This window comes from Pseudoclavibacter sp. Marseille-Q434, assembly GCF_050315415.1.
Classification (GTDB): Bacteria; Actinomycetota; Actinomycetes; order Actinomycetales; family Microbacteriaceae; genus Pseudoclavibacter.
The window spans coordinates 239,270-260,997 of sequence record NZ_JBNPQH010000001.1; the positions used below are offsets into that span (position 1 = coordinate 239,270).

General features: G+C 67.7%; 23 protein-coding genes and 1 tRNA gene. 11 read left to right on the forward strand and 13 right to left on the reverse strand.

Annotation, left to right across the window (positions count from 1 at the left end; genetic code table 11):
* The first annotated feature begins 84 nt into the window (after positions 1-84).
* Positions 85-834 carry a phosphoglyceromutase gene (locus ACQFZP_RS01180; protein WP_104312486.1) on the forward strand — a complete coding sequence of 250 codons (750 nt, stop codon included), beginning with the start codon at positions 85-87 and terminating at the stop codon, positions 832-834.
* A 103-nt stretch (positions 835-937) separates the two neighbouring features.
* Here the strand turns inward: ACQFZP_RS01180 and ACQFZP_RS01185 are convergent, their stop codons facing one another.
* The 3 genes from ACQFZP_RS01185 to phoU form a co-directional block, all read right to left on the reverse strand.
* Complete coding sequence (locus ACQFZP_RS01185; protein ID WP_211890733.1) at positions 938-1,648, reverse strand: cation transporter; 711 nt, start codon at positions 1,646-1,648, stop codon at positions 938-940.
* A gap of 26 nt (positions 1,649-1,674) precedes the next feature.
* Positions 1,675-2,031: a Cd(II)/Pb(II)-sensing metalloregulatory transcriptional regulator CmtR gene (gene cmtR / locus ACQFZP_RS01190; RefSeq protein WP_104312485.1), complete on the reverse strand. Its 357-nt coding sequence runs from the start codon at positions 2,029-2,031 to the stop codon at positions 1,675-1,677.
* Positions 2,032-2,176: 145 nt separating this feature from the next.
* Complete coding sequence (gene phoU / locus ACQFZP_RS01195; RefSeq protein WP_104241934.1) at positions 2,177-2,878, reverse strand: phosphate signaling complex protein PhoU; 702 nt, start codon at positions 2,876-2,878, stop codon at positions 2,177-2,179.
* Positions 2,879-3,049: 171 nt separating this feature from the next.
* Here phoU and ACQFZP_RS01200 point away from each other — a divergent pair, with 171 nt between their 5' ends.
* Positions 3,050-4,222 carry a sensor histidine kinase gene (locus ACQFZP_RS01200; RefSeq protein WP_104253832.1) on the forward strand — a complete coding sequence of 391 codons (1,173 nt, stop codon included), beginning with the start codon at positions 3,050-3,052 and terminating at the stop codon, positions 4,220-4,222.
* 106 nt (positions 4,223-4,328) lie between these two features.
* Entirely contained in the window at positions 4,329-5,012 is a 684-nt protein-coding gene (locus tag ACQFZP_RS01205) for a response regulator transcription factor (protein ID WP_179557116.1), read from the forward strand.
* An 83-nt stretch (positions 5,013-5,095) separates the two neighbouring features.
* Here ACQFZP_RS01205 and ACQFZP_RS01210 read toward each other — a convergent pair whose 3' ends face one another.
* Complete coding sequence (locus tag ACQFZP_RS01210) at positions 5,096-5,695, reverse strand: DNA modification methylase (protein ID WP_104312484.1); 600 nt, start codon at positions 5,693-5,695, stop codon at positions 5,096-5,098.
* A gap of 177 nt (positions 5,696-5,872) precedes the next feature.
* Between ACQFZP_RS01210 and ACQFZP_RS01215 the strand changes: the two genes are divergently transcribed.
* The 3 genes from ACQFZP_RS01215 (at position 5,873) to rlmB (ending at position 8,889) form a co-directional block, all read left to right on the forward strand.
* Entirely contained in the window at positions 5,873-6,355 is a 483-nt protein-coding gene (locus ACQFZP_RS01215) for a CarD family transcriptional regulator (protein WP_068479837.1), read from the forward strand.
* 117 nt (positions 6,356-6,472) lie between these two features.
* Positions 6,473-7,897, forward strand: a complete 1,425-nt coding sequence (gene cysS, locus ACQFZP_RS01220) for a cysteine--tRNA ligase (RefSeq protein ID WP_104312483.1) — start codon at positions 6,473-6,475, stop codon at positions 7,895-7,897.
* A complete protein-coding gene (rlmB, locus tag ACQFZP_RS01225) occupies positions 7,894-8,889 on the forward strand; it encodes a 23S rRNA (guanosine(2251)-2'-O)-methyltransferase RlmB (RefSeq protein ID WP_104312482.1) in 996 nt (331 codons plus the stop codon). The genes cysS and rlmB overlap by 4 nt, the downstream gene beginning before the upstream one ends.
* A gap of 85 nt (positions 8,890-8,974) precedes the next feature.
* Here rlmB and ACQFZP_RS01230 read toward each other — a convergent pair whose 3' ends face one another.
* From ACQFZP_RS01230 to msrB, 5 genes are all read right to left on the reverse strand, one after another.
* Entirely contained in the window at positions 8,975-10,393 is a 1,419-nt protein-coding gene (locus tag ACQFZP_RS01230) for a hypothetical protein (RefSeq protein ID WP_211890081.1), read from the reverse strand.
* Positions 10,383-11,204, reverse strand: coding sequence for a TIGR03943 family putative permease subunit (locus ACQFZP_RS01235; RefSeq protein WP_104312480.1), 822 nt, complete (start codon positions 11,202-11,204; stop codon positions 10,383-10,385). Before ACQFZP_RS01235 ends, ACQFZP_RS01230 begins: the two co-directional genes overlap by 11 nt.
* On the reverse strand, positions 11,197-12,252 hold the full coding sequence (locus ACQFZP_RS01240; RefSeq protein WP_211890082.1) for a permease: 1,056 nt from the start codon (positions 12,250-12,252) through the stop codon (positions 11,197-11,199). The genes ACQFZP_RS01235 and ACQFZP_RS01240 overlap by 8 nt, the downstream gene beginning before the upstream one ends.
* Positions 12,253-12,324: 72 nt before the next feature.
* Positions 12,325-12,400: transfer RNA gene (locus ACQFZP_RS01245), tRNA-Thr, on the reverse strand.
* Between the two features lie 83 nt (positions 12,401-12,483).
* Positions 12,484-12,900: a peptide-methionine (R)-S-oxide reductase MsrB gene (msrB, locus tag ACQFZP_RS01250; RefSeq protein ID WP_179556323.1), complete on the reverse strand. Its 417-nt coding sequence runs from the start codon at positions 12,898-12,900 to the stop codon at positions 12,484-12,486.
* A 106-nt stretch (positions 12,901-13,006) separates the two neighbouring features.
* On the opposite strand from msrB, the gene ACQFZP_RS01255 reads away from it, so the two are divergent.
* The 4 genes from ACQFZP_RS01255 to groL all read left to right on the forward strand — a co-directional run bounded on the left by ACQFZP_RS01255 (position 13,007) and on the right by groL (position 16,172).
* Complete coding sequence (locus tag ACQFZP_RS01255) at positions 13,007-13,300, forward strand: DUF3263 domain-containing protein (RefSeq protein WP_104253823.1); 294 nt, start codon at positions 13,007-13,009, stop codon at positions 13,298-13,300.
* Positions 13,301-13,304: 4 nt separating this feature from the next.
* Positions 13,305-13,856, forward strand: a complete 552-nt coding sequence (locus ACQFZP_RS01260) for a LytR C-terminal domain-containing protein (RefSeq protein ID WP_104312477.1) — start codon at positions 13,305-13,307, stop codon at positions 13,854-13,856.
* A 261-nt stretch (positions 13,857-14,117) separates the two neighbouring features.
* Complete coding sequence (locus tag ACQFZP_RS01265; protein ID WP_068479823.1) at positions 14,118-14,333, forward strand: cold-shock protein; 216 nt, start codon at positions 14,118-14,120, stop codon at positions 14,331-14,333.
* A gap of 219 nt (positions 14,334-14,552) precedes the next feature.
* Positions 14,553-16,172 carry a chaperonin GroEL gene (gene groL, locus ACQFZP_RS01270; RefSeq protein ID WP_104253821.1) on the forward strand — a complete coding sequence of 540 codons (1,620 nt, stop codon included), beginning with the start codon at positions 14,553-14,555 and terminating at the stop codon, positions 16,170-16,172.
* An 87-nt stretch (positions 16,173-16,259) separates the two neighbouring features.
* On the opposite strand, the gene ACQFZP_RS01275 is transcribed toward groL, so the two are convergent.
* From ACQFZP_RS01275 to ACQFZP_RS01285, 3 genes are all read right to left on the reverse strand, one after another.
* Positions 16,260-16,550 (reverse strand): WXG100 family type VII secretion target, encoded by a 291-nt coding sequence (locus tag ACQFZP_RS01275; protein ID WP_104312476.1) that lies wholly within the window; start codon positions 16,548-16,550, stop codon positions 16,260-16,262.
* An 82-nt stretch (positions 16,551-16,632) separates the two neighbouring features.
* Positions 16,633-18,366: a sensor histidine kinase gene (locus ACQFZP_RS01280; protein ID WP_211890083.1), complete on the reverse strand. Its 1,734-nt coding sequence runs from the start codon at positions 18,364-18,366 to the stop codon at positions 16,633-16,635.
* Between the two features lie 38 nt (positions 18,367-18,404).
* Positions 18,405-19,103 carry a response regulator transcription factor gene (locus ACQFZP_RS01285; RefSeq protein ID WP_068479813.1) on the reverse strand — a complete coding sequence of 233 codons (699 nt, stop codon included), beginning with the start codon at positions 19,101-19,103 and terminating at the stop codon, positions 18,405-18,407.
* 130 nt (positions 19,104-19,233) lie between these two features.
* On the opposite strand from ACQFZP_RS01285, the gene ACQFZP_RS01290 reads away from it, so the two are divergent.
* Positions 19,234-20,049: a methyltransferase domain-containing protein gene (locus ACQFZP_RS01290; protein WP_211890084.1), complete on the forward strand. Its 816-nt coding sequence runs from the start codon at positions 19,234-19,236 to the stop codon at positions 20,047-20,049.
* A gap of 19 nt (positions 20,050-20,068) precedes the next feature.
* Here ACQFZP_RS01290 and ACQFZP_RS01295 read toward each other — a convergent pair whose 3' ends face one another.
* Positions 20,069-21,715 (reverse strand): DNA repair helicase XPB, encoded by a 1,647-nt coding sequence (locus tag ACQFZP_RS01295; RefSeq protein ID WP_104312473.1) that lies wholly within the window; start codon positions 21,713-21,715, stop codon positions 20,069-20,071.
* Positions 21,716-21,728: the final 13 nt, after the last annotated feature.

Genomic DNA, 21,728 nt, shown 5'->3' on the forward strand with positions numbered 1-21,728 from the left:
GACTATTGAGCCACCGAGACTATTTCAGCGCGCGACGACTCCGCGTCGCACACGGGCCAGCCCCCACTCGGTACGCTTGGACGCATGACTGAAGCGCTGACCCTCATCCTGGTCCGTCACGGACAGAGCGAGTGGAACGAGAAGAACCTCTTTACCGGCTGGGTGGACGTTGAGCTCACCGAACAGGGCCGGGAGGAGGGCGCCCGTGCGGGCCGCCTCATCCGCGAGTCCGGCCTCAAGCCGAACGTGCTCTACACATCGCTGCTCACGCGCGCCATCGACACCGCCAACCTCGCGCTCAAGGAAGCGGGCCGCGGCTGGATCGACGTCAAGCGCACCTGGCGCCTCAACGAGCGCCACTATGGCGACCTGCAGGGCAAGGACAAGGCCCAGGTCCGCGACCAGTACGGCGAGGAGCAGTTCATGGAGTGGCGCCGCTCGTACGACACGCCGCCGCCCGCGCTCGACGACAGCAGCGAGTTCTCGCAGGCCCACGACGAGCGCTACGCCGACCTCGGCGACGAGCTGCCCCGTACCGAATGCCTCAAGGACGTCCTCGTGCGGTTCCTGCCCTACTGGGAAGATGAAGTCCTGCCGACGCTCGTGCAGCGTGGCACCGTCATGGTCGCCGCGCACGGCAACAGCCTCCGCGCGCTCGTGAAGCACCTCGAAGGCATCAGCGACGACGACATCGCCGCCGTCAACATCCCGACCGGCATGCCCCTCGTGTACCGATTCGACCCCGAGACGCACGAAGTGCTCGGCAAGGGCGAGTACCTGGACCCGGAGGCAGCAGCAGCGGGAGCCGCCGCCGTCGCCTCGCAGGGCAAGTAGCGCCGAGCGACCCCCAGGCCCCCGCCGGGCCACGCGAACGAGGAGCTCCCCGTCATCGGACGGGGAGCTCCTCGTTCGCGATCACCAGTGACCAGGAAGATTGTCAGTGGTCGTCGTGCTCGTGCTCGTGGTCGTGCTCGTGCTCATCTTCCAGGAGCATCCCGACCGACGTCGCGCAGGCATCGCCCTTCCAGGCCTCGATGCCCTCGCGCACCGCGAAGGCGGCGATGACGAGCCCGGCCACCGCGTCGGCCCACGCCAGGCCGAAGAGCGAGTTCAGCACGAGGCCGAGGAGGACGGCGGCGGACAGGTACGTGCAGATCAGGGTCTGCTTCGAGTCGGCCACGGCCGTCGCCGAGCCCAGCTCGCGCCCGGTGCGTCGCTCGATGAGCGACAGGAACGGCATCAGGACGACGCTCACGGCGGCGAGCACGATGCCGACGGTGCTGTGCTCGACGTCGGAGCCCGATGTGAGCGCGAGCACCGAACTGATCGTGACATAGGCGGCGAGCGCGAAGAAGGCGATCGCGATGACGCGCAGCGTCGGCTTCTCCCAGAGCTCCGGATCCTTTCGCGTGAACTGCCAGGCGACCGCTGCGGCTGAGAGCACCTCGATGATCGAGTCGAGGCCGAACCCGATGAGGGCCGCCGAGGATGAGGCTGCGCCCGCACTCAGCGCGACGGCCGCCTCGATCACGTTGTAGGCGATCGTGAACGTCACGACCAGGCGGATGCGGCGCTGCAGCAGCGCGCGGCGCGCCTCCCGGTTCCCGCGTGCGGCACCGACGCCGCCGGGACTGGTGTCTGCTGCGATCTTCGGCGTCGAGGTGGGTCGCTCGGTCACGAGACAGGCTCGCAGCAGCCTGGCACCGGGCAGGACGCGTCCTGGCACGGGGCGGCCTCGTCGACGGCGAGGACGACGCCGACGAGCGTCGTGAGCGACTGGGTCAGGTGCGGGTCGGCGATCTCGTATCGCGTCTGCCTGCCTTCCGGCTTCCCCACGACGATGCCGCAGTCACGAAGGCAGGTCAGGTGGTTCGACACGTTCTGCCGCGTCAGCTCCAGGTCCGCGGCGAGACGGGCGGGGTAGTCGGGGCCGTCCAGCAGGCGCATGAGGATGCGGGACCGCGAGGGATCGGCCATGGCGCGCCCGAGGCGGTTCATGACCTCGAGGCGTGAGGTGGTCGCGGTTGTCATGCACCCATTAATACAGTGCCCGCTGTATTAAGCAACCCGCGGGCGGCGACATGCGGCCCGAGAACAGACGACTGCACCCCTGGTCGCCGGCGTTCCCGGAGGAACACCGGCGGCAGGGGTGCAGTCGGTGGTGAGGTGCGTGGTGCTACGCGCCCGGGGTGACCGGTGCGACGGGCGTGGACGGCTCCTTCTCCTGCATCCACTCGCCGCTCGTCAGGTACTGCACCTTCTGCGCGATCGAGACCGCGTGGTCGGCGAAGCGCTCGAAGTAGCGGCTCGCGAGCGTCGCGTCGACGACCTCGACGCTCTGCGCCTGGATGTCGTCGGACAGGAGCGCGTCGAACGTGCTGCGGTGCAGGTCGTCGATCTGTGTATCGCTCGCCTTGATCTCGTCGGCGATGCGGTTCGTCTCCTCGTCGTTGCCCGCGTCGAGCAGGGCGACGAGCTGACGCGCAACCGCGACGTCGAGTCGGCTCATCTCGGCGAACACCGGACGGAGCGTGTTCGGGCCGACGCCGCCCGGGAAGCGGTAGCGGGCGAGCGCCGCGATGTGCGCCGCGAGGTCTCCCATGCGCTCGAGGGACGAGCTGATGCGCAGCGCGCTCACGACGAGTCGGAGGTCGCGTGCCACGGGGGACTGGCGGGCGATGATCTCGATGGTGTGCTCATCGAGGGCGATCGCGAGCTCGTCGATGCGGGCATCGTCGGAGATGACCTGCTCGGCGAGGGCGACGTCGGATGTGGTGAACGCAACGGCGGCGCGCTGCATGGCGGACTCGACGTGGCGGGCGATCTCCACGAGGCCGTTGCTGACCTCAGCGAGTTCCTGCTGGAAAACTTCGCGCATGTTTATCCTCTGTTTCGTGGCAACGAGCGATGTGCCGCTGCCCGTAGTTCTGGGAAGACCGGTCGTCCGGTGCCTTGGGAGTGACGCTGCCTTCGCGGGCGAGTCTACGGAGCCAAGGTAACGGACTCGTGTACGACGGGTGACACATCCGATGGCCCATATGCTGGGCACATGGACTCGTCCGTCGCAGTGGTCCTTGCGATCGTACTCGGCTTCCTCTTGGGCGCAGGTTTCGTCTGGCTGCTCCACGTCGCCTCAGTACGGCAGGCAAAGGCGCGAGCTGCCTTCTCACCCCGCCTCCCAGAGGGCATCGAGCATCTGCTCGGCGCCCTCGACTCCATCGTGATCGTCACTGACCCTTCGAGGAACGTCTACCAGTCGTCCCCTGGAGCCACCTCGAAAGGGCTCGTCCGCCCCGGCGGGCGCCTCGACGAGCGGGTCGGTGCCGTCGTCGACGAGGCCAGAAGGCAGGGCGAGGCCGTCACACGGGACCTCGAGATCGCGCGCGGCCCGTTCGGCCGCTCGGAGATCCACGTCCGCGTGCGAGCCGCGCCCCTCTCCACGAGGTTCTTCCTGGTGCTGGCCGAGGATCGAACCGAGGCGCTGCGCGTCGAGAGCGTGCGGCGGGACTTCGTCGCCAACGTCAGCCACGAGCTCAAGACGCCGATCGGGGCGGTCACACTCCTCGCCGAGGCGATCGCGGAGTCCGCGGGCGACGAAGAGCAGGTCAAGTACTTCACGGGGCGCCTCAGCAAGGAGAGCCTGCGCCTCGCATCGATCACCAACGAGCTCATCGAGCTGTCGAGGCTGCAGTCGAGCGACTCCCTCGCGCATCCGGAGCTGATCTCCATCCACGAGATCCTCTCGCTCGCCGTCGATCAGTCACGCGTCCCGGCCGACGTCGCCGGGGTCGAGATCGTACTCGGCGACGACGTGGATGCGTTCGTGTACGGCGAGCGGACCCACCTGCTCATGTGCTTCACGAACCTCGTCTCCAACGCCGTCCAGTACTCGTCGACGAACTCGCGCATCGGCATCGGCACGCGGCTCGTCGACGACACGGTCGAGGTCGCGATCTCCGACCAGGGCATCGGCATCGCCCCGGAGGACCAGGGGCGGATCTTCGAGCGGTTCTTCCGCGTCGATCAGGCGCGCTCTCGCCGGACCGGTGGAACCGGCCTCGGCCTCAGCATCGTGCGACACGTCGCGGAGAACCACGGTGGTGACGTCCGCGTCTGGTCGCAGCTTGGCAAGGGATCGACCTTCACCGTGCGTCTGCCCTCCGCGGACTCCGTCGTCGAGGAGATCGACCTGCAGCGGTTCACCGAGCGGCGCTCCGCCTGACCAGATCCAAGGTCCCGTCGCTCACCGCGCGCATCACGCGAGCCGTGACGCGCCGGTCCGCGTCCACGTCACTCAATGTTCACGAAAGATATGCACAATGACCACCGTGACCCGCATCCTCCTCGTCGAAGACGAATCAGCACTGCACGAGCCGCTCTCCTTCCTCCTCGGACGGGAGGGGTATGACGTCGCAGTCGCCGAGACCGGACTTGACGCGCTCGATCTGTTCGACCGCGACGGCGCCGACCTGGTGCTCCTCGACCTCATGCTCCCCGGCGTTCCAGGCACCGAGGTGTGCAAGCAGATCCGCCTCACCTCGAAGGTGCCGATCATCATGCTCACGGCGAAGGACAGCGAGGTCGACATCGTCGTGGGGCTCGAGCTCGGCGCCGACGATTACGTCACGAAGCCGTACTCGACGCGCGAGCTGCTGGCGCGTGTGCGTGCCGTGCTCCGCCGCAACGAGCAGGAGGAGGAAAGCGAGGACGACAGCATCATCGAGGTCGGCGAGGTGCGCATGGACCTCGACCGTCACACGCTCGAGGTCTCCGGCAAGGTGACGCCGATGCCGCTCAAGGAGTACGAGCTCCTCGAGTACCTCATGCGCAACTCGGGACGCGTGCTCACCCGCGGCCAGCTCATCGACCGCGTCTGGGGGCCCGACTACTACGGCGACACGAAGACGCTCGACGTGCACATCAAGCGCATCCGCAGCCGCATCGAGGACAAGCCGTCGACACCGGTCAGGCTCGTCACCGTTCGTGGCCTGGGCTACCGCTACGAGGGCTGAGCTCGCTCCTGGCCCATGCCAGGTGAACGCAAGAAGGGCGCATCCGGGTGGATGCGCCCTTCTCGGCGGTCTGCGGGTGGCGGCTAGGCCGTGCCGCCCTCTTCCGGCTCCTCGGTGGGGGCCGGGGTCGGGGCGATGCTCGGCGGTGCGGCCGGCGGCTCGGTCTGAGCGGGCCCAGGCACGAGCGTCGAGTACTCCGGAAGCGTGCCGTCGAGGACGGGAACACTGACGGCCTGCACCGACTGCTCGCCGTCGAGTGTCGCGGTGAACGTCACCTCGTGGGTCGAGCCCGGGGCGAAGTCCATGCCTTCGAGGAGTACGCTGGCGCCCTCGCCGAAGCCGACCTGGGTCACGCCTGCGGCGGCGTCGACGGGGACGGTCACGACGACGTCCTGCTCGACGCCGTTGATCAGTCCCGTGTAGGTGATGTCGAGCGAACCGGCGCTGCCTGTGTGGTTGACGACCGCGAAGATGAGGTTGGCACGGTCGGTGACGTCGGTGCCCGTCAGCGTGTCGGTGATGAGGATCGCGTTGCGAACCTCGAGCTCGCCGACGTTGGCGTTCGTGCCGTCACTCGCCGAGTACTGGGTCGTCGTGCGCTGGGGGGAGATGTAGTTGCAGCCGGCAAGCCCAACCGCGACTACGGCGGCAAGGGTGACGGACGCGACGGCGCGGATCTTCACGTCTGGAGCCTCCAGGTTCGGACCGTGCGACTGTCGCCGCACGAATTCACAGGATGAAGCAAGCCTATCTGATCTAGCTGCAGCTCCCGGACGACGCGGCGGCGGACTCTACCACTTCCACCCTCGGATGGGCCCTTTTGACATGGTACTCTTAGGTGCCGAAAGGGGCTTGTATTTATGCAGTTTGAGGTCGGGGAGACAGTCGTCTATCCCCATCACGGCGCGGCCACCATCTCAGAGGTGAAGATCCGAGTCATCAAGGGTGAAGAGAAGACGTTCCTCAAGTTGAACGTTGCACAGGGAGACCTCGTCATCGAGGTCCCTGCTGACAACGTCGACCTGGTCGGAGTGCGCGATGTCATCGGACAGGACGGTCTCGACCGTGTGTTCGAGGTTCTGCGAGCCCCCATCACCGAGGAACCGACGAACTGGTCCCGCAGGTACAAGTCGAACCTTGAGAAGCTCGCCTCTGGCGACGTCATCAAGGTCTCCGAGGTCGTCCGCGACCTCTGGCGCCGCGACCAGGACCGCGGTCTCTCCGCTGGAGAGAAGCGGATGCTCGCGAAGGCCAGGCAGATCCTCGTCTCGGAACTCGCTCTCGCGGAGAAGACCGACGAGGAGAAGGCCGGAGACGTGCTCGACAAGGTCCTCGCGTCCTAGTCGGCTGACATCGGCGGTCTCCCTCGGGACTGTCGTTCGGCACACGCCACACGCTTCATCGTCGGGGCCGCAGGGACGTTCACTCGTCCGTGCGGCCCCGACGCGTATGCTGGTGCAGTGAATCAGCGCATCTACGACACGCAGACGCAAGCACTCGGCGACTTCACGCCGCTCGTGCCAGGCGAGGTCTCGCTGTACGTCTGCGGGCCGACGGTGCAGTCCGCGCCGCACGCTGGTCACCTGCGTTCTGCGCTGGTCTACGACCAGTTCCGTGCATGGTTCGAGGCGACCGGGTCGCGCGTGACGCTGGTTCGCAATGTCACGGACATCGACGACAAGACCCTCGCCGGCGCGACGGCGGACGAGCCGTGGTGGGCGCTCGCGTACCGAGTCGAACGCGAGTTCAACGCGGCGTACTCGGCTCTCGGCATCCGCCCGCCCACGTACGAGCCCCGCGCGACCGGCTCCATCCCGGAGATGCAGCAGCTGATCTCGCTGCTCATCGAGCGCGGCCACGCCTATGCAGCGGCCGACGAGAGCGGCGACGTGTGGTTCGACACCGGCAGCTGGCCGAGCTACGGCGAGCTCACCCACCAGCGTCCTGAGGACATGGCGGAGGGGGAGGCCCCCAGCCGAGGGAAGCGGAGCGCCGCCGATTTCGCCCTCTGGAAGGGACAGAAGCCGGGCGAGCCGGACTCGGCGGCCTGGTCTTCGCCGTGGGGTTCGGGGCGACCGGGCTGGCACATCGAATGCTCGGCCATGTCGACGAAGTACCTCGGGCCGACCTTCGACATCCATGGCGGCGGACGAGATCTCCGCTTCCCGCACCACGAGAACGAGCTGGCGCAGTCCCGCGCGGCGGGCCTCGAGTTCGCTCGCACATGGGTGCACAACGGCCTCGTGTCGGTTGCCGGGCAGAAGATGTCGAAGTCGATCGGCAACACCGTCTCGGCCGCCGATCTCCTCGCCGCCGCGCGTCCGATCGTCGTTCGCTACTTCCTCGGATCCGCCCACTACCGCTCGACGATCGAGATCGGTGAGAACTCGCTCGACGAGGCGGCGGCATCCTTCGCGCGCGTCGAGGCGTTCCTCGAGCGTGCCGAGCGGGCAGGTCTGCTCGCATCCATCGTCGAGGACGCGCCGCCGAGCCTCGCCAACCTGCCCGAGGCGTTCGTCGCGGCGATGAACGACGACTTCGCAGTCCCTCAAGCCATCGCCGCGCTGCACGAGGCCATCACCGCCGGCAACCAGGCATTCGACACCGGCGCCCCCGACGCGGCGGCGCGCGCCGGCCGTGAGGTCACCGCGATGCTCGACATCCTCGGCATCAACCCACGCGCTGAGCAGTGGAGCGGGGGAGTGGATGCGACGGGCGAGACGGCCCTCGCCGCCCTCGTCGATGCGCTGCTCGTCGAGCGCACGCAAGCCCGCGGTGCGAAGGACTTCGCCCGCGCAGATCAGATTCGAGACACGCTGGCAGCAGCCGGCGTGCAGATTGAAGACTCGCCGAACGGCAGCTTCTGGACGTTGGAGAAGGCATGAGCACGAACTCGCGCGGAAATCGCAGCAAGAAGGGCCCCACGAAGGGCACCGGCGGCAATGGCCGCAAGTCCCTCGAAGGTCGGGGCAACACGCCTCGCGCCGAGGACCGCTCCTGGCACGTCGCCGGCAAGCGCAAGGCGGCGAAGGAACGCCTCGAGGCTGCTCGTGGCGGCTCCAAGCCGCGTCCGGCGCAGCGTGAGGGCGGGGCGCCCCGCCGCGCCCGCACCGACGACAGCACGGAACTCGTCACCGGCCGCAACTCGGTCGTCGAGGCGCTCCGCGCCGGCATCCCGGCGACGACGCTCTACGTCGCCGCCCGGGGCGAGATGGACGAGCGCGTCAAGGAGATCTTCAAGATCGCCACCGAGCGCAAGATCCCGATCCTCGAGGTCATGCGCCCCGAGCTCGATCGCATGGCGGGCCGCGACGCGGTGCACCAGGGCGTCATCATCAAGGTGCCGGCCTACACGTACGCGGACCCCATGGAGGAGCTCGACCGCGCCATCCAGCGCCGTCGCAACCCGCTCTTCGTCGCGCTCGACGGCATCACCGACCCCCGCAACCTCGGTGCCATCGTGCGCTCGGTGGCCGCGTTCGGTGGCGACGGCATCATCGTGCCGCAACGTCGCTCGGTCGGTATGACCGCCTCGGCGTGGAAGACCTCGGCAGGTGCCGCTTCGCGTCTCCCCGTCTCCATGGCCTCGAACCTGACGGCCACCATCAAGGCGTACAAGAAGGCCGGCGTGTTCGTCATCGGCCTCGACGGCGACGGCGACGTGTCGCTGCCCTCGCTAGAGCTTGCGACCTCACCGCTGCTCATCGTCGTAGGCAGCGAGGGCAAGGGCCTCTCGCGCCTCGTCACCGAGCACTGCGACGCGATCGTCTCGATCCCGATCGACGGGGCCACCGAGTCACTCAACGCCGGAATCGCCACGAGCATCACGATGTACGAGGTCTCGAAGCTCCGCGCGGAGAAGCGCGCGGCCAAGTAACCAGGGCGTTCGACGCCGAAGGGCCTCACCCCCGCGGGTGAGGCCCTTCGTCATGCCAGCACAGACGGATGACCGCTGGTAGCCGTCAGCGGCACCACGAGGTCAGGAAGCCGGTGAGCCGACGCAGTTCCGCGCCGCTCGCGATGTCGATGACGGTGGTCGTCGACTGCTTCATGCCAGGGAGCACCGCGTAGCCGTCCGGCCCCTGCGCGCCGAGCCCCGTCTCGACGGCGAGGTACTGGCCGTTGGGGGAGACGCAGATGTCGCGCAGCCATTCGCCGCTCTCGCCCGGGTCGAACAGCGTCCGCTGCCCAGCCGTGTCGGCGAGCTCGACCGTGACGTCGGCGAGCCCGGCAGCCGCATCCGCAACGGCTGAGATCTGCGTCCCATCTGGACTGAGCACGCTCGTCTGCGTGAGGTACTGCGTCTCGCTGAGCGAGATCGGGGCGGGGGTCAGTGCTTCGGCGGTGCCCGAGCTGAGATCGAACAGCGTGTAGCCGCCGACACCGGACGTGACTGCGGTTGCCGTGCCCGGCACGAAGCCGTGGAAGTGCTGCGCCTGGCCGATCGGCTCGGCGGGTGTGCCCGCCAGGACGTTGACGAGGTAGAGCTGCTCGTCGAGGGTCTGCGCGATGAGCGCGCCGGTTCGAGGGGCGAACGCCCACGCGGAGACCATGAGCGGGGTCCCGTCTGGTCCCGCGACCTGCTTCGGCCGGAACGAGGTGTCGCTCGTGTCGAAGACGAACAGCGACCGAACGAGCTCCGTCTGCCCGTCGGCGTGCATCCCGTCGATGACGAACCCGATGAGCCCACTCTCCGCATCCGCGGCGAGACTCGAGAAGTTGCCCGTCGCATCCACGTTCAGGGGTACGGCCGGGCCGGGCTCGGCGCGGGGTGCGACGCCCACGGTTCCGAGGCCCGCGGCGTCCTGCTCGACGACGGCGACGAACGCGTCGGTCAGCGCGTACTCCTGGATGCGAGGCGCGGTGAAGAGAATACGAGGCTCACCGCCGCCGGAGACGTTCGTCTCCACGACACGGTCCTCGAGGCTGCCGCCCGTGGAGATGGCACCGCGCACGAGCGTCGACACCTCGAGCTGGGGTGTCGTGAACTGCGTCTCGAGCGTCGATGCGACCCCCGTCGAGGAGCTGACCGCGTCTGTGACGGTGAGCGTGTAGTTCGTGTCGTAGGCGAGCAGCTGCTCGAAGGTGAGCGTGATGGTGCCGTTGTCCTGCGAGAGGCTGTAGGCGGCGGCCGGTTCGAGGACGACCTGTGCGGGGTCGATCTCCTGCAGCCGCTGGTTGGGTGTCAGTACGAGGCGCGTGCCCTGCTGCTCGACCGTGCCGATCGCGTTGACCGCCGTCGAGGCGACGCGCGGCCCCTGCAGGATGTTGCCGACGGCGAGACCCGCCGCGAGCAGGGCGAGCACGACGACCGCGAGGATGAACGTCTTCCGGAAGCCTCGTCCCGTGCGGGCGTCAGGCGAGCTGAGATCAGTAGACATATGGGTCGCTCGGCTGGTCGATGGCGGTGACGGTCGTGGGCATGAGCGCCACCCGTTCCGCGCTGGACGCGCTCGGGTTCGTGACGAACGCGCCGTCCACCTCGACCCAGGTGTCGACCGGGTAGTTCGCCTGCCAGCCGGGCTGGTGCACGGCGACGCCGACAGGCGCGGCGTCGATCGCGCAGCAGTTCACGACGAAGCGGGCGAGGATGAACGCATCCGGCGCGTCCGGATCGACGGTCACGAAGCCGACGAGCTTGGCGCGCTCGCCCAGGACCTGCTGCTCGCCGTCGCCCTGCCGGAGCATTGCCGCCCAGTCCTTGACCGTGAAGCTGCTGGTGTCGCGGCCGCGCAGCGTCTCGCCTTCGTCGATCGGAGAGTCCACGGTCTGCGCGTTGGCGTTCAGCGAGCGGTTCTCGACGGCCGCCGAGCTCAGGGTCACGGGCGGCGCGATGATGAGCGCGACGAACGCCGTCACGACGACGACCAGCGTGACCGTCGTCGAGGCGATGACAGCGATCCGCTGGCGGGCGCCGAGGCGCGGACGTCGATTGTTGCGCCGGGCGCTCGACGTGCCGAGCGCATCCGACTCATGCGAGTGGTCGTGGTCGTGCTCGTCACGGGAGGGCGTGGCCGCGATCGCGGCGATCGCCAGGATCCCGCCGATGACCGCCATGATCGAGGTGAAGACGAAGTAGCGCGGGTGGATGTATAGCGAGAGGCCGCCGGTCATCGAGAGCCATACCGTCGCGACGACGGTGATGAGGGTGAGGGCGACTCCGCGCCACCTGGAGAGCAGTCGTTCAAGCAATGAGGTTCACTCCGAGTCCGAGGGTGAAGGCCGACAGCGCGACGATGAGGGTGATGCGGGCGAGGACCGCGCTCGTGTAGGTCGTGCGCATGAGGGCGAGCATCTTGACGTCGATCATGGGGCCCATCACGAGGAAGGCGACGATGCCGCCAGGCATGAAGGTGCCGACGAACGAGAGCGCGAAGAACGCGTCGACGTTCGCGCAGATCGAGATGACGAAGCCGAGGGTCATGAGCACGAGCACGGAGAGCACCGGATGCTCTCCGAGGGTGGTGAGCAGGTCGCGCGAGACGCCGACTTGGATGGCCCCGGCGATGGCCGATCCGACGAAGAGCGCGGGCAGCATCGTCGAGGTCTCCGCACCGAACATCGACGCGCTCGCGCGGAACCGCTCGCGCACGCTCGAGCCCGTCTCGTGGCCGTGTTTCGCCTCCAGCTCGCACGTCGCGGCGAAACTCGGTGTGAGCAGGTCCTGTGGCTTCGGGTGGCGGCTGAAGAGGAACCCGATGACGTTCGCGATGACGAAGCCCCCGATGATGCGGGCGGCGAGGATGCCGTGGTCCCAGCCGAACGCCTGGTACGTCGTGACGATCGTGATGGGGTTCAGGATGGGGGCCGCCAGCAGGAACGTGATCGACTCGGCGGGCGTGAAGCCGCGCAGCACGAGGCCGCGTGCGAGCGGAACGTTGCCGCACTCGCAGACGGGCAGCGCGATGCCGAACAGTGAGATGACGGCACGCCGAAGCCACGGCGTGTGCGGCAGGATGCGCATGAGGAAGCCCGGCGGAAGCCAGTGCTGCACGACGATCGAGAGCAGGATGCCGAGGATGATGAACGGCATCGACTCGATGACGACGCTCAGCGAGAGCGTGACGAAGTCGGTGATCGGCCCGAGTGCCGGCTGGTCGTCGAGCGACGCCGTGAGCGTGCGGATCGCGATGAGCGTGAGCACGAGGCCCGCCCCGATCGTCAGCCCGAGAACTCCGCGGTTGGCGGCCGTGCGCTGCTGCGGGAGCTTGGTGCGCTGCGCGGTCGTGTGCTCGTGCATCCAGCCGAGTATAGTTCGGGCCGCTTTCACGAGGTGTCGACGTGTCAGGGCTGTGCGCCGGAAGACGCATCGTGGAGCCGACTGCGAGGTTCGAACTCGCGACATCCGCTTTACAAGAGCGGTGCTCTACCAGCTGAGCTAAGTCGGCCTGCTGCAATCGCAGCGGCACCATCATAGTCATGCGGTGCACGTCCCCGCGCACCGCATGGCTGTTGATGGATGCCCGTGCGCTTACTCGGCGGAGGTCTCTTCCTCGGGTGTGAAGGAGAGCGACAGCGAGTTCATGCAGTAGCGGTCGCCCGTTGGCGTGCCGAAGCCGTCAGGGAAGACGTGACCGAGGTGGGAGCCGCAGTTGGCGCAGCGCACCTCGGTGCGCACCATTCCGAGCGAGCGGTCCTCGAGCAGCTCGACCGCGTCCGGCCGCACGGACTCGTAGAAGCTCGGCCAGCCGCATCCGGAGTCGAACTTCGTTCCGGCCTTGAACAGCTCTGAGCCGCAGGCGCGGCAGGTGTAGAGGCCTGCGCGACCCTCCTCGAGGAGCTCTCCCGTGTAGGCCCGCTCCGTGCCTGCCTCGCGCAGCACGTGGTACTCCTGCGGCGTGAGCTCCGCGCGCCACTCGGAATCGGGCTTGTTGACGGCGTAGGACACCGTGCCTCCTGGAAAATCGACGAGACCGCTGGGAGCGGCCGGGGAGGATCGAGCATACGCGCGTTGCGTGAGTCCAGTCGGTGAACCCTGCTCGTACACTTCGTGCATGGCACGGGACGTGGAGCTCAGCGACCTCGAGCGCGCGCTGCTGGATTTCGAAGACGGGAATCCGAGGCAGAATGCGGCGAAGGCGGCAGCGATCAGGGATCGCTTCGGCTGGTCGACGACGCAGTACTACCGAAATCTCGCTACGCTCATCGAGACACCAGCTGCGCTTGTCCATCAGCCGATGCTCGTCGGCCGCCTGCGGCGTGCGCGCGAGCGGCGAGCGGACGAGCGCCAGTTGCGGCGCGAGCAGCGAATGTCCAGCGCCTCTCCCACCTCAGGACGGATTCGGTAGACACGTGAATTACCCCAAGGATCGCTTCGACGACATCCCACCAGGGCTTGACCGCCGCGGAGCGCATCGCGCGCCCCGCACGCGCCTCGCCAAGCTCGCCTCGTGGCTCTGGGGTCTGCTCGCCGTCGTCGTGATCGTCGCCGTTGCCGCCGTCGCGATGCAGGTCATCAACGGCGCCGTCTCCTTCAGCCCGACCGCGGAGACAGAGACGAGTGAGACTCCGACGGCGGAGGCGCCGGTCGAGGAGGCTCCGGCCGAGGTCGTGCCGCAGCTCGACCCGAACGTCTCAGTGCGCGTTCTCAACGGAACCGAGCTGGCGGGCGTCGCTGGCGGCACCACCACGGAGCTCGCAGCCGCGGGCTGGAACGTCACCGAGACGGCGGACGCTCCGACGTCCGACTACGAGACGACGACCGTCTCCTACAACGACGCCTCCCAGGAGGCTGCGGCGCTCGCCCTCGTCCAGTCGCTCGGTGGGGGAACCGCCGTCCTCGACCCGAACGTCGCCGCAGCAGGCACGATCGTGGTCATCGTCGGCCTCGACCTCGCCGGGTAGCCATTCGCGCGTCCACGGTGGCTCGACACGGAGGATGATCCGAGGATTCTCCGGGGAATGCGGCTCGTGTGTTCCGTGCGTGTGAACATCTGGAGACAAAACGTCGCCAGGTGACGTGATCCCGGTTTTGGGCTTCCTCGCTCAACAGGTCGCCACCTAGTATCTTGCTCGAGTCCTGGGCACCATCGTTCGTCCCCCTCGCACGCATGCAGGGCTCCGCGGGTTGGCGCCTGCGAGTACTACTGAGCAATGGAGACAAACATGGCGAATGGAACCGTGAAGTGGTTCAACGCTGACAAGGGCTACGGCTTCATCACTGTGGATGCGCTCGACGGCGCTGCTGCACAGGATGTGTTCGTGCACTACAAGGCCATCGAGATGCAGGGCTACCGAGTCCTCGAAGAGGGCCAGAAGGTCGAGTTCGAGATCGGTGCGGGCGACAAGGGCCCGCAGGCGGAGTCCGTGCGCGCGCTCTGACCGCAGGCTGGGAACGGCGTCGGCCCTCATGGGTCGGCGCCGTTCCGTGTTCAGGCGGACATCGGCGTCTCTTCAGGCCCGGCTCGTTCGCCCGCAGCGAGAAGGCGTGGGGTGGCTTGCACTCGACAGGGTCGAGTGCCAATATGGATTTGCACTCGCCTCGTTCGAGTGCCAACCACGAACCTCACGAACCACGTCCGGAAAGGACGCAGTACACATATGTCGAAGATCATCGCTTTTGACGAAGAGGCCCGTCGCGGGCTTGAGCGTGGACTGAACACGCTCGCCGACGCGGTCAAGGTCACGCTCGGCCCACGTGGCCGCAATGTCGTGCTCGAGAAGAAGTGGGGCGCGCCCACGATCACGAACGACGGCGTCTCCATCGCCAAGGAGATCGAGCTCGAGGACCCGTTCGAGAAGATCGGCGCCGAGCTCGTCAAGGAGGTCGCGAAGAAGACCGACGACGTCGCCGGTGACGGAACGACCACGGCTACCGTCCTCGCTCAGGCACTCGTCCGCGAGGGCCTCCGCAACGTCGCAGCTGGCGCCGACCCGATCTCGCTCAAGCGCGGCATCGAGAAGGCCGTCGAGGCTGTCGTCGCCGAGCTCCTCTCCTCCGCCAAGGAGGTCGAGACCAAGGAGCAGATCGCTGCCACCGCGTCCATCTCGGCCGCAGACGCTCAGATCGGCGAGATCATCGCCGAGGCCATCGACAAGGTCGGCAAGGAAGGCGTCGTCACCGTCGAGGAGTCGAACACCTTCGGCACGACGCTCGAGCTCACCGAGGGCATGCGCTTCGACAAGGGCTACCTCTCGCAGTACTTCGTCACCGACCCCGAGCGCCAGGAAGCCGTCTTCGAAGACGCGTACATCCTGATCGTCAACGGCAAGATCTCCAACATCAAGGACCTCCTGCCTGTCGTCGACAAGGTCATCCAGGCCGGCAAGCAGCTCCTCATCATCGCCGAGGACGTCGAGGGCGAAGCTCTCGCGACGCTCATCGTCAACAAGGTCCGCGGCATCTTCAAGTCGGTCGCCGTCAAGGCTCCCGGCTTCGGAGACCGCCGCAAGGCTCAGCTGCAGGACATCGCCATCCTCACCGGTGGTCAGGTCATCAGCGAAGAGGTCGGCCTCAAGCTCGAGAACACGACGCTCGACCTCCTCGGAACCGCCCGCAAGGTCGTCGTCACCAAGGACGAGACCACGATCGTCGAGGGCGCTGGCTCGCCCGAGCAGATCGCCGGCCGCGTTGCGCAGATCCGCGCCGAGATCGAGAACAGCGACAGCGACTACGACCGCGAGAAGCTCCAGGAGCGCCTCGCGAAGCTCGCCGGTGGCGTCGCCGTCATCAAGGCCGGAGCCGCGACCGAGGTCGAGCTCAAGGAGCGCAAGCACCGCATCGAGGACGCCGTCCGCAACGCGAAGGCTGCCGTCGAAGAGGGCATCGTCGCCGGTGGTGGCGTTGCGCTCATCCAGGCTGGCGCTCGCGTGCTCGGCTCGCTCGACCTCCAGGGCGACGAGGCGACCGGCGTGAACATCGTCAAGGTCGGCATCCTCGCACCGCTCAAGCAGATCGCAACGAACGCTGGTCTCGAGCCCGGCGTCGTGGCCGAGAAGGTCGCCGGACTCGAAGACGGCTGGGGCCTCAACGCCGCAACCGGCGAGTACGTCAACCTCATCGAGGCCGGCGTGCTCGACCCAGTGAAGGTCACGCGCTCCGCGCTGCTCAACGCAGCGTCGATCGCTGGTCTCTTCCTCACGACCGAGGTCGTCGTCGCCGACAAGCCCGAGAAGGCTGGCGCACCGGCGATGGACCCGGGCGCTGGAATGGACTTCTAAGCACCACACGCAAGTAGACAAGCGGGCGGCTCCCCAGGGAGCCGCCCGCTTCGTCGTGCCGTCGCCGGGTGAGCGGGACCAGGTCGGTCAGACGCTGAAGAGCCGCCTCACGTCACCCTCGACGGTGCCGTAGCTCGCGCTCGCGCTGCCGAGGGCACCGTTGATGGTGGAGATGCTCGACTCAACCTGCGCCTGCGTGGCTCGCCACTGCTGCACGAGTCCCTGGAAGGCGGTGGCGGCCTCGCCGGTCCACGAGCCCTCCAGGGCGGTCAGGTTGCCCAGCAGAGCGGCCACCTCCGCCTGGACGCGGCCGATGGATGCCTGCGTGTTGGTCACCGTGAGTTGCAGCTGCTCGCTGTCGACCATGTAGACGGCCATGGATGTTCCCCCTTCGTCGGCCGCCGAGCGGTTCCGGCGGCTCTTCGCGAGAAGGCTACGGGGGAGGAGGGCGGTGCCGGCCTCAGGAGTTCGGGGCTGTGGACGAGGCGCTGTCCACAGGCGCGGACATGAGGAGTGGGAACTTGAGGCGGAAGGTGGCCCCGCCGCCCGGCGTCTCGAACACGTCGACCTCGCCGTCGTGCGCCTTCATGATCGCGGAGACGATCGAGAGGCCGAGTCCCGAGCCGCCGGTCTCGCGGGCTCGCGAGGTGTCCGCGCGCCAGAATCGCTCGAAGATCTTCTGCCTGATCTGCGGTGGGATACCTTCGCCGTGGTCGATGATGTCGACGATCGCGAGCTGATTCGGCAGGTCCACGGTGACACCGACTTCCAGCGGCGAGCCCTCAGGTGTGTACCGCATGGCGTTGCCGAGCAGGTTCGAGATCGCCTGGCGAACCTTGTCCTCGTTCGCGTGCACCATGGCTGGCACGTCGCCGTAGTCGTCGTCGACTTCCGGGGCCTCACCCGTGCTCGGCTCGACGCCGCGGCGGCGGATCGGGAAGCCGCGGAGGGCGGGCCGTGGCAGAGGCCGCCTGCGCCAGATGGCGCGCCTCGCGGCGGCGGCTTCCGGGGCAGCGGCGTCACCGGCGGGCACCACGTCCGCCTCGATCGGCGCTGGCAACTCGCCCGTGGTTGCCGTTCCGGGGACGTCAGCCTCATCTCGCGGCTCCTGGATGATCCGCACGGGGAGCGCTCGGACGACGCGGTCCTTCGAGGTCGCGTGCGCATCCATGGCAGCATCTTCTGCGATGGGCTCGAGGTCGATGACATCCTTTACGAGCTCGCGGGTCTCGTCGAGTCTCGCGAGCTGCAGGAGGTCCTCGACGAGGCCGCCCATGCGGAGGGCCTCCTTCTCGATGCGTTCCATGGCCTGCCCGACCTTCTCCGGGTCGTTGAGGGCGCCCATGCGGTAGAGCTCGGCGTAGCCGCGCACCGTGACGAGCGGCGTTCGCAGCTCGTGGCTCGCGTCGCCGACGAAGCGGCGCATCTGGGCGATGGTGCGGGTGCGCTCGTCGAAGGCATGGTCGATGCGCACCAGCATCGTGTTGAGCGAGCGCGAGAGGCGCCCGACCTCGGTGTTCGGCGTGCCAGCAGGCAGCCGCTGCGAGTAGTCGCCGGAGGCGAACTGCATGGCCGTCGCCTCGACCTGGCGCAGCGGCAGCAGGGTCGCGGAGACGAGGACTCGTGTCAGAGCTGCGCCGAAGATGACGACGGTCAGCCCGAACCCGAAGAAGATGGCGAGGAAGTTGACCATGGTCGCATTGACGCTCGTGAGCGGAGCGGCGATGAGCAGCGTGCCACGGACCTGGTCGGCGGCGTACTCGCCCTCTGGCACGGTGATCGTCCGCCACGTCGCGCCGAGCGGGTCCTCCATGTCGAAGAGGCTCTGGCTTCCTCGGTTCGCGGCATCGGAGGGCACTTCCGGCGCGAGGGCCTGCGGGCGCTGCCACTGCCCCCAGTTGTCGACGACGACATTGCCCTCGGCGTCGAGCACCGCGACGTACAGCGTCGAGGGCGCGATGCGGATCGCATCGTAGGTGATCAGCCGGGACGAGGGGTCGGCGGCGAGGAACTGGGTCGGATCGCTCGCGTAGACGCTCAGCTGCGAGTCGGTCTGCGACACGAGTGTCGGTCGCAGCAGCAACGTCGTGCCGATGCCGGCGACGACGATGCCGAACGTCAACAGGGTGATGTTGACGATCGTCAGCTTGTTGCGGAGCGAGAGCCGATCCCAGCGCCAGGCTTTGAACGGCACCGCCTAGTTCCCCTCGTGACCGAGCCTGGCCACCTCTGTCAGGCCTTGGCCCCGGAGACCTTCAGCATGTAGCCGAAGCCGCGCTTGGTCTGGATCAGGGGCTCCTCGGTGAACTGGTCGAGCTTGCGACGCAGGTAGGAGATGTACGACTCGACGATTCCGGCGTCGCCGTTGAAGTCGTACTCCCACACGTGGTCGAGGATCTGCGCCTTGGAGAGCACGCGGTTCGGGTTGAGCATGAGGTATCGCAGCAGCTTGAACTCGGTGGGGGAGAGCTCGATGGGCTCGTCTCCGATGAACACCTCGTGGGTGTCCTGGTCCATGGTGAGCTCGCCTGTGCGGATGACCGCTTCTTCTTCGGCCTGCATCGTGCGGCGGAGGATCGCCTTGATGCGGGCGACGATCTCGTCGAGGCTGAATGGCTTGGTGACGTAGTCGTCACCGCCTGCGTTGAGGCCCTCGATCTTGTCGTCGGTGTCATCCTTCGCCGTGAGGAAGAGGATGGGGCTCGTGTACCCGGATGCGCGGAGGCGCTTGGTGACACCGAAGCCGTTCATATCGGGGAGCATGACATCGAGGACGATGAGGTCGGGCTCCTCCTCGATGACGGCGGAGATCGCAGCGGCGCCGTTGCCGACGGCACGCACCATGAACCCTGCGAAACGCAGGCTGGTCGACAGGAGTTCGCGGATGTTTGGCTCGTCGTCAACGACGAGAATCTTGGGGCCATCAGTCATGCACTAAGTATCTTGACGCCGTCTGAGTGAAGTCTGACGGCGCGCGGTGTCGCGGCTACGCGGGTGCGCTAATCTGCTGGGCCGCGTTCTGTCGGATGCTCGGACGAAGGCGCTGCGCTACTGTGCCGACATGGATGACTCCGCAGCACCGAGGTACACCCACGGCCATCACTCGAGCGTGCTCCGATCCCATGGTCGACGCACGGCGGAGAACTCCGCCGCCTACCTGCTTCCCGAGCTCCATGCGGGGATGCGCGTGCTCGACGTCGGTTGCGGGCCCGGTTCGATAACGCTCGACCTCGCAGGGCGGGTCGGGAGCACCGGGCAGGTCACGGGCATCGAGGTCGTCGACGAGCCACTCGGCGTTGCGCGTGCCGCGGCCGCCGATCGCGGGGACACTCGCACGAGGTTCCTCCTGGGTGACGTCTATGCGCTCGACTTCGCTGACGGCGAGTTCGACGTGGTGCACGCGCATCAGGTGCTCCAGCATCTGGCCGACCCGGTCGCCGCGCTGAGGGAGATGCGCCGTGTGACGAAGCCTGGCGGGCTCATCGCGGTGAGGGACGTCGACTACGGGACCTGCGTCTGGGCTCCCCAGCTCCCGGCCCTCGACCACTGGCTCGCGGTCTACGACCGCGTCGCGCGTTCGAACGATGGCGAGCCGAACGCGGGACGGTTCCTGCGGCGCTGGGCGCGGGCCGCCGGCCTCGAGAACACGCGCCTCACGGCGAGCGCCTGGATCTTCGCGACGGCCGACGAACTCGAGTGGTGGGGATCCACGTGGGCGGAGCGCGCTACGCGGTCGCGCTTCGCGGAGGACGCGCGCGCGAGGGGCATCGCCTCGGCGGGTGATCTCCAGCAGATCGCCGACGCCTGGTCCGCGTGGGCCGAGGATGACGACGCGGAGTTCGTGATGACCCACGTGGAGCTGCTCGCCCGCGTGTGATCGGTTCGGTCGGTTGCTGCTAGGCGGGTGCGAGGATCGCGTCGGCGTCCAGGATCTCGTAGGAGTAGCCCTGCTCGGCGAGGAAGCGCTGCCGGTTCTGCGCGAAGTCCTGGTCGACCGTCTCGCGCGAGACGAGCGTGTAGAACGACGCGGTCACGCCGCTCGAGCTCGGACGCAGCAGGCGACCGAGGCGCTGGGCCTCCTCTTGCCTCGACCCGTACGAGCCGGAGATCTGCACGGCGACGGACGCGTCGGGGAGGTCGACCGAGAAGTTCGCCACCTTCGATACGACGAGCACCTTCTCACGTCCCTCGCGGAACGCCTGGAACAGCTCCTCGCGTTCGGCGATGGGCGTCTGACCGGTGAGCTTCGGCACGCCCAGCTCCTCGGCGATGCTGTCGATCTGATCGAGGTACTGCGCGATGACGAGGATGTTCTCGCCTTCGTGCTTGCGGATGAGGGCCTTCACGAGCTCGTGCTTTGCCGGTGCCGTGGCGGCGATGCGGTAGCGTTCGTCGTCGCTCGCCGCGGCGTACTCCATGCGGGTCTCGTACGGGAGGTCGACGCGCACCTCGTAGCACTTGGCCGGCGAGATGTAGCCCTGCGCCTCGATGTCCTTCCACGGGGCATCGAACCGCTTGGGCCCGATGAGGCTGAACACGTCGCCCTCGCGGCCGTCCTCGCGCACGAGCGTCGCGGTGAGGCCGAGCCGTCGGCGCGCCTGCAGCTCGGCCGTGAGCTTGAAGACGGGGGCCGGGAGGAGGTGCACCTCGTCGTAGACGATGAGGCCCCAGTCGAGGGCATCGAGCAGCGAGAGGTGCGTGTAGACACCCTTCCGGCGCGCCGTGAGGATCTGGTACGTGGCGATCGTGACGGGCTTGATCTCCTTGATCTCGCCCGAGTACTCACCGATCTCCTCCTCCGTGAGCGTGGTTCGGCGCAGCAGCTCGTCGCGCCACTGCCTCGCGGAGACGGTGTTGGTCACGAGGATGAGGGTGCTTGTGGACGCCGTGGCCATCGCACCGGCACCCACCAGGGTCTTTCCTGCGCCGCAGGGAAGCACGACGACTCCAGAGCCGCCCTCGAAGAAGTGGTCGACGGCGGAGCGCTGGTAGTCGCGCAGCTGCCACTCGGACTCGTCGAGCGCGATGGCGTGCGGCGTGCCAGGGGTGTACCCGGCGAGGTCCTCGGCCGGCCAGCCGAGCTTCACGAGCTGCTGCTTGAGCTCGCCGCGTGCCCAGGCCTGGACACGGAATCCTGACTCGCCGGTCGGTCCTTCGAGGAGCGGCGCGACGTGCTTGGCCTTGGAGATCTGGAGGAGCACGGCGGGGTCGTCGCTGGAGACGATGAGCTCACCGTCATCGTCTCGGGAGATCACGAGCTTGCCGTAGCGCGCCACCGTCTCGCGGATCTCCGCGGAGACCGAGGCGGGCACCGGGAACTTCGCGAAGCGCTCGAGCACGTCGAGCATCTCGTCGGCCTCGTGCCCGGCGGCGCGTGCGTTCCAGAGCCCGAGGCGCGTGATGCGGTAGGTGTGAATGTGCTCGGGTGCGCGTTCCAGTTCGGCGAACACGGCCAGCGCGTGGCGGGCTGCTTCGGCGTCGGGATGCGCCACTTCGAGCAGGACAGTTCTGTCGCTCTGTACGATCAACGGTCCAAGTGCCATAACGGTCGATCAT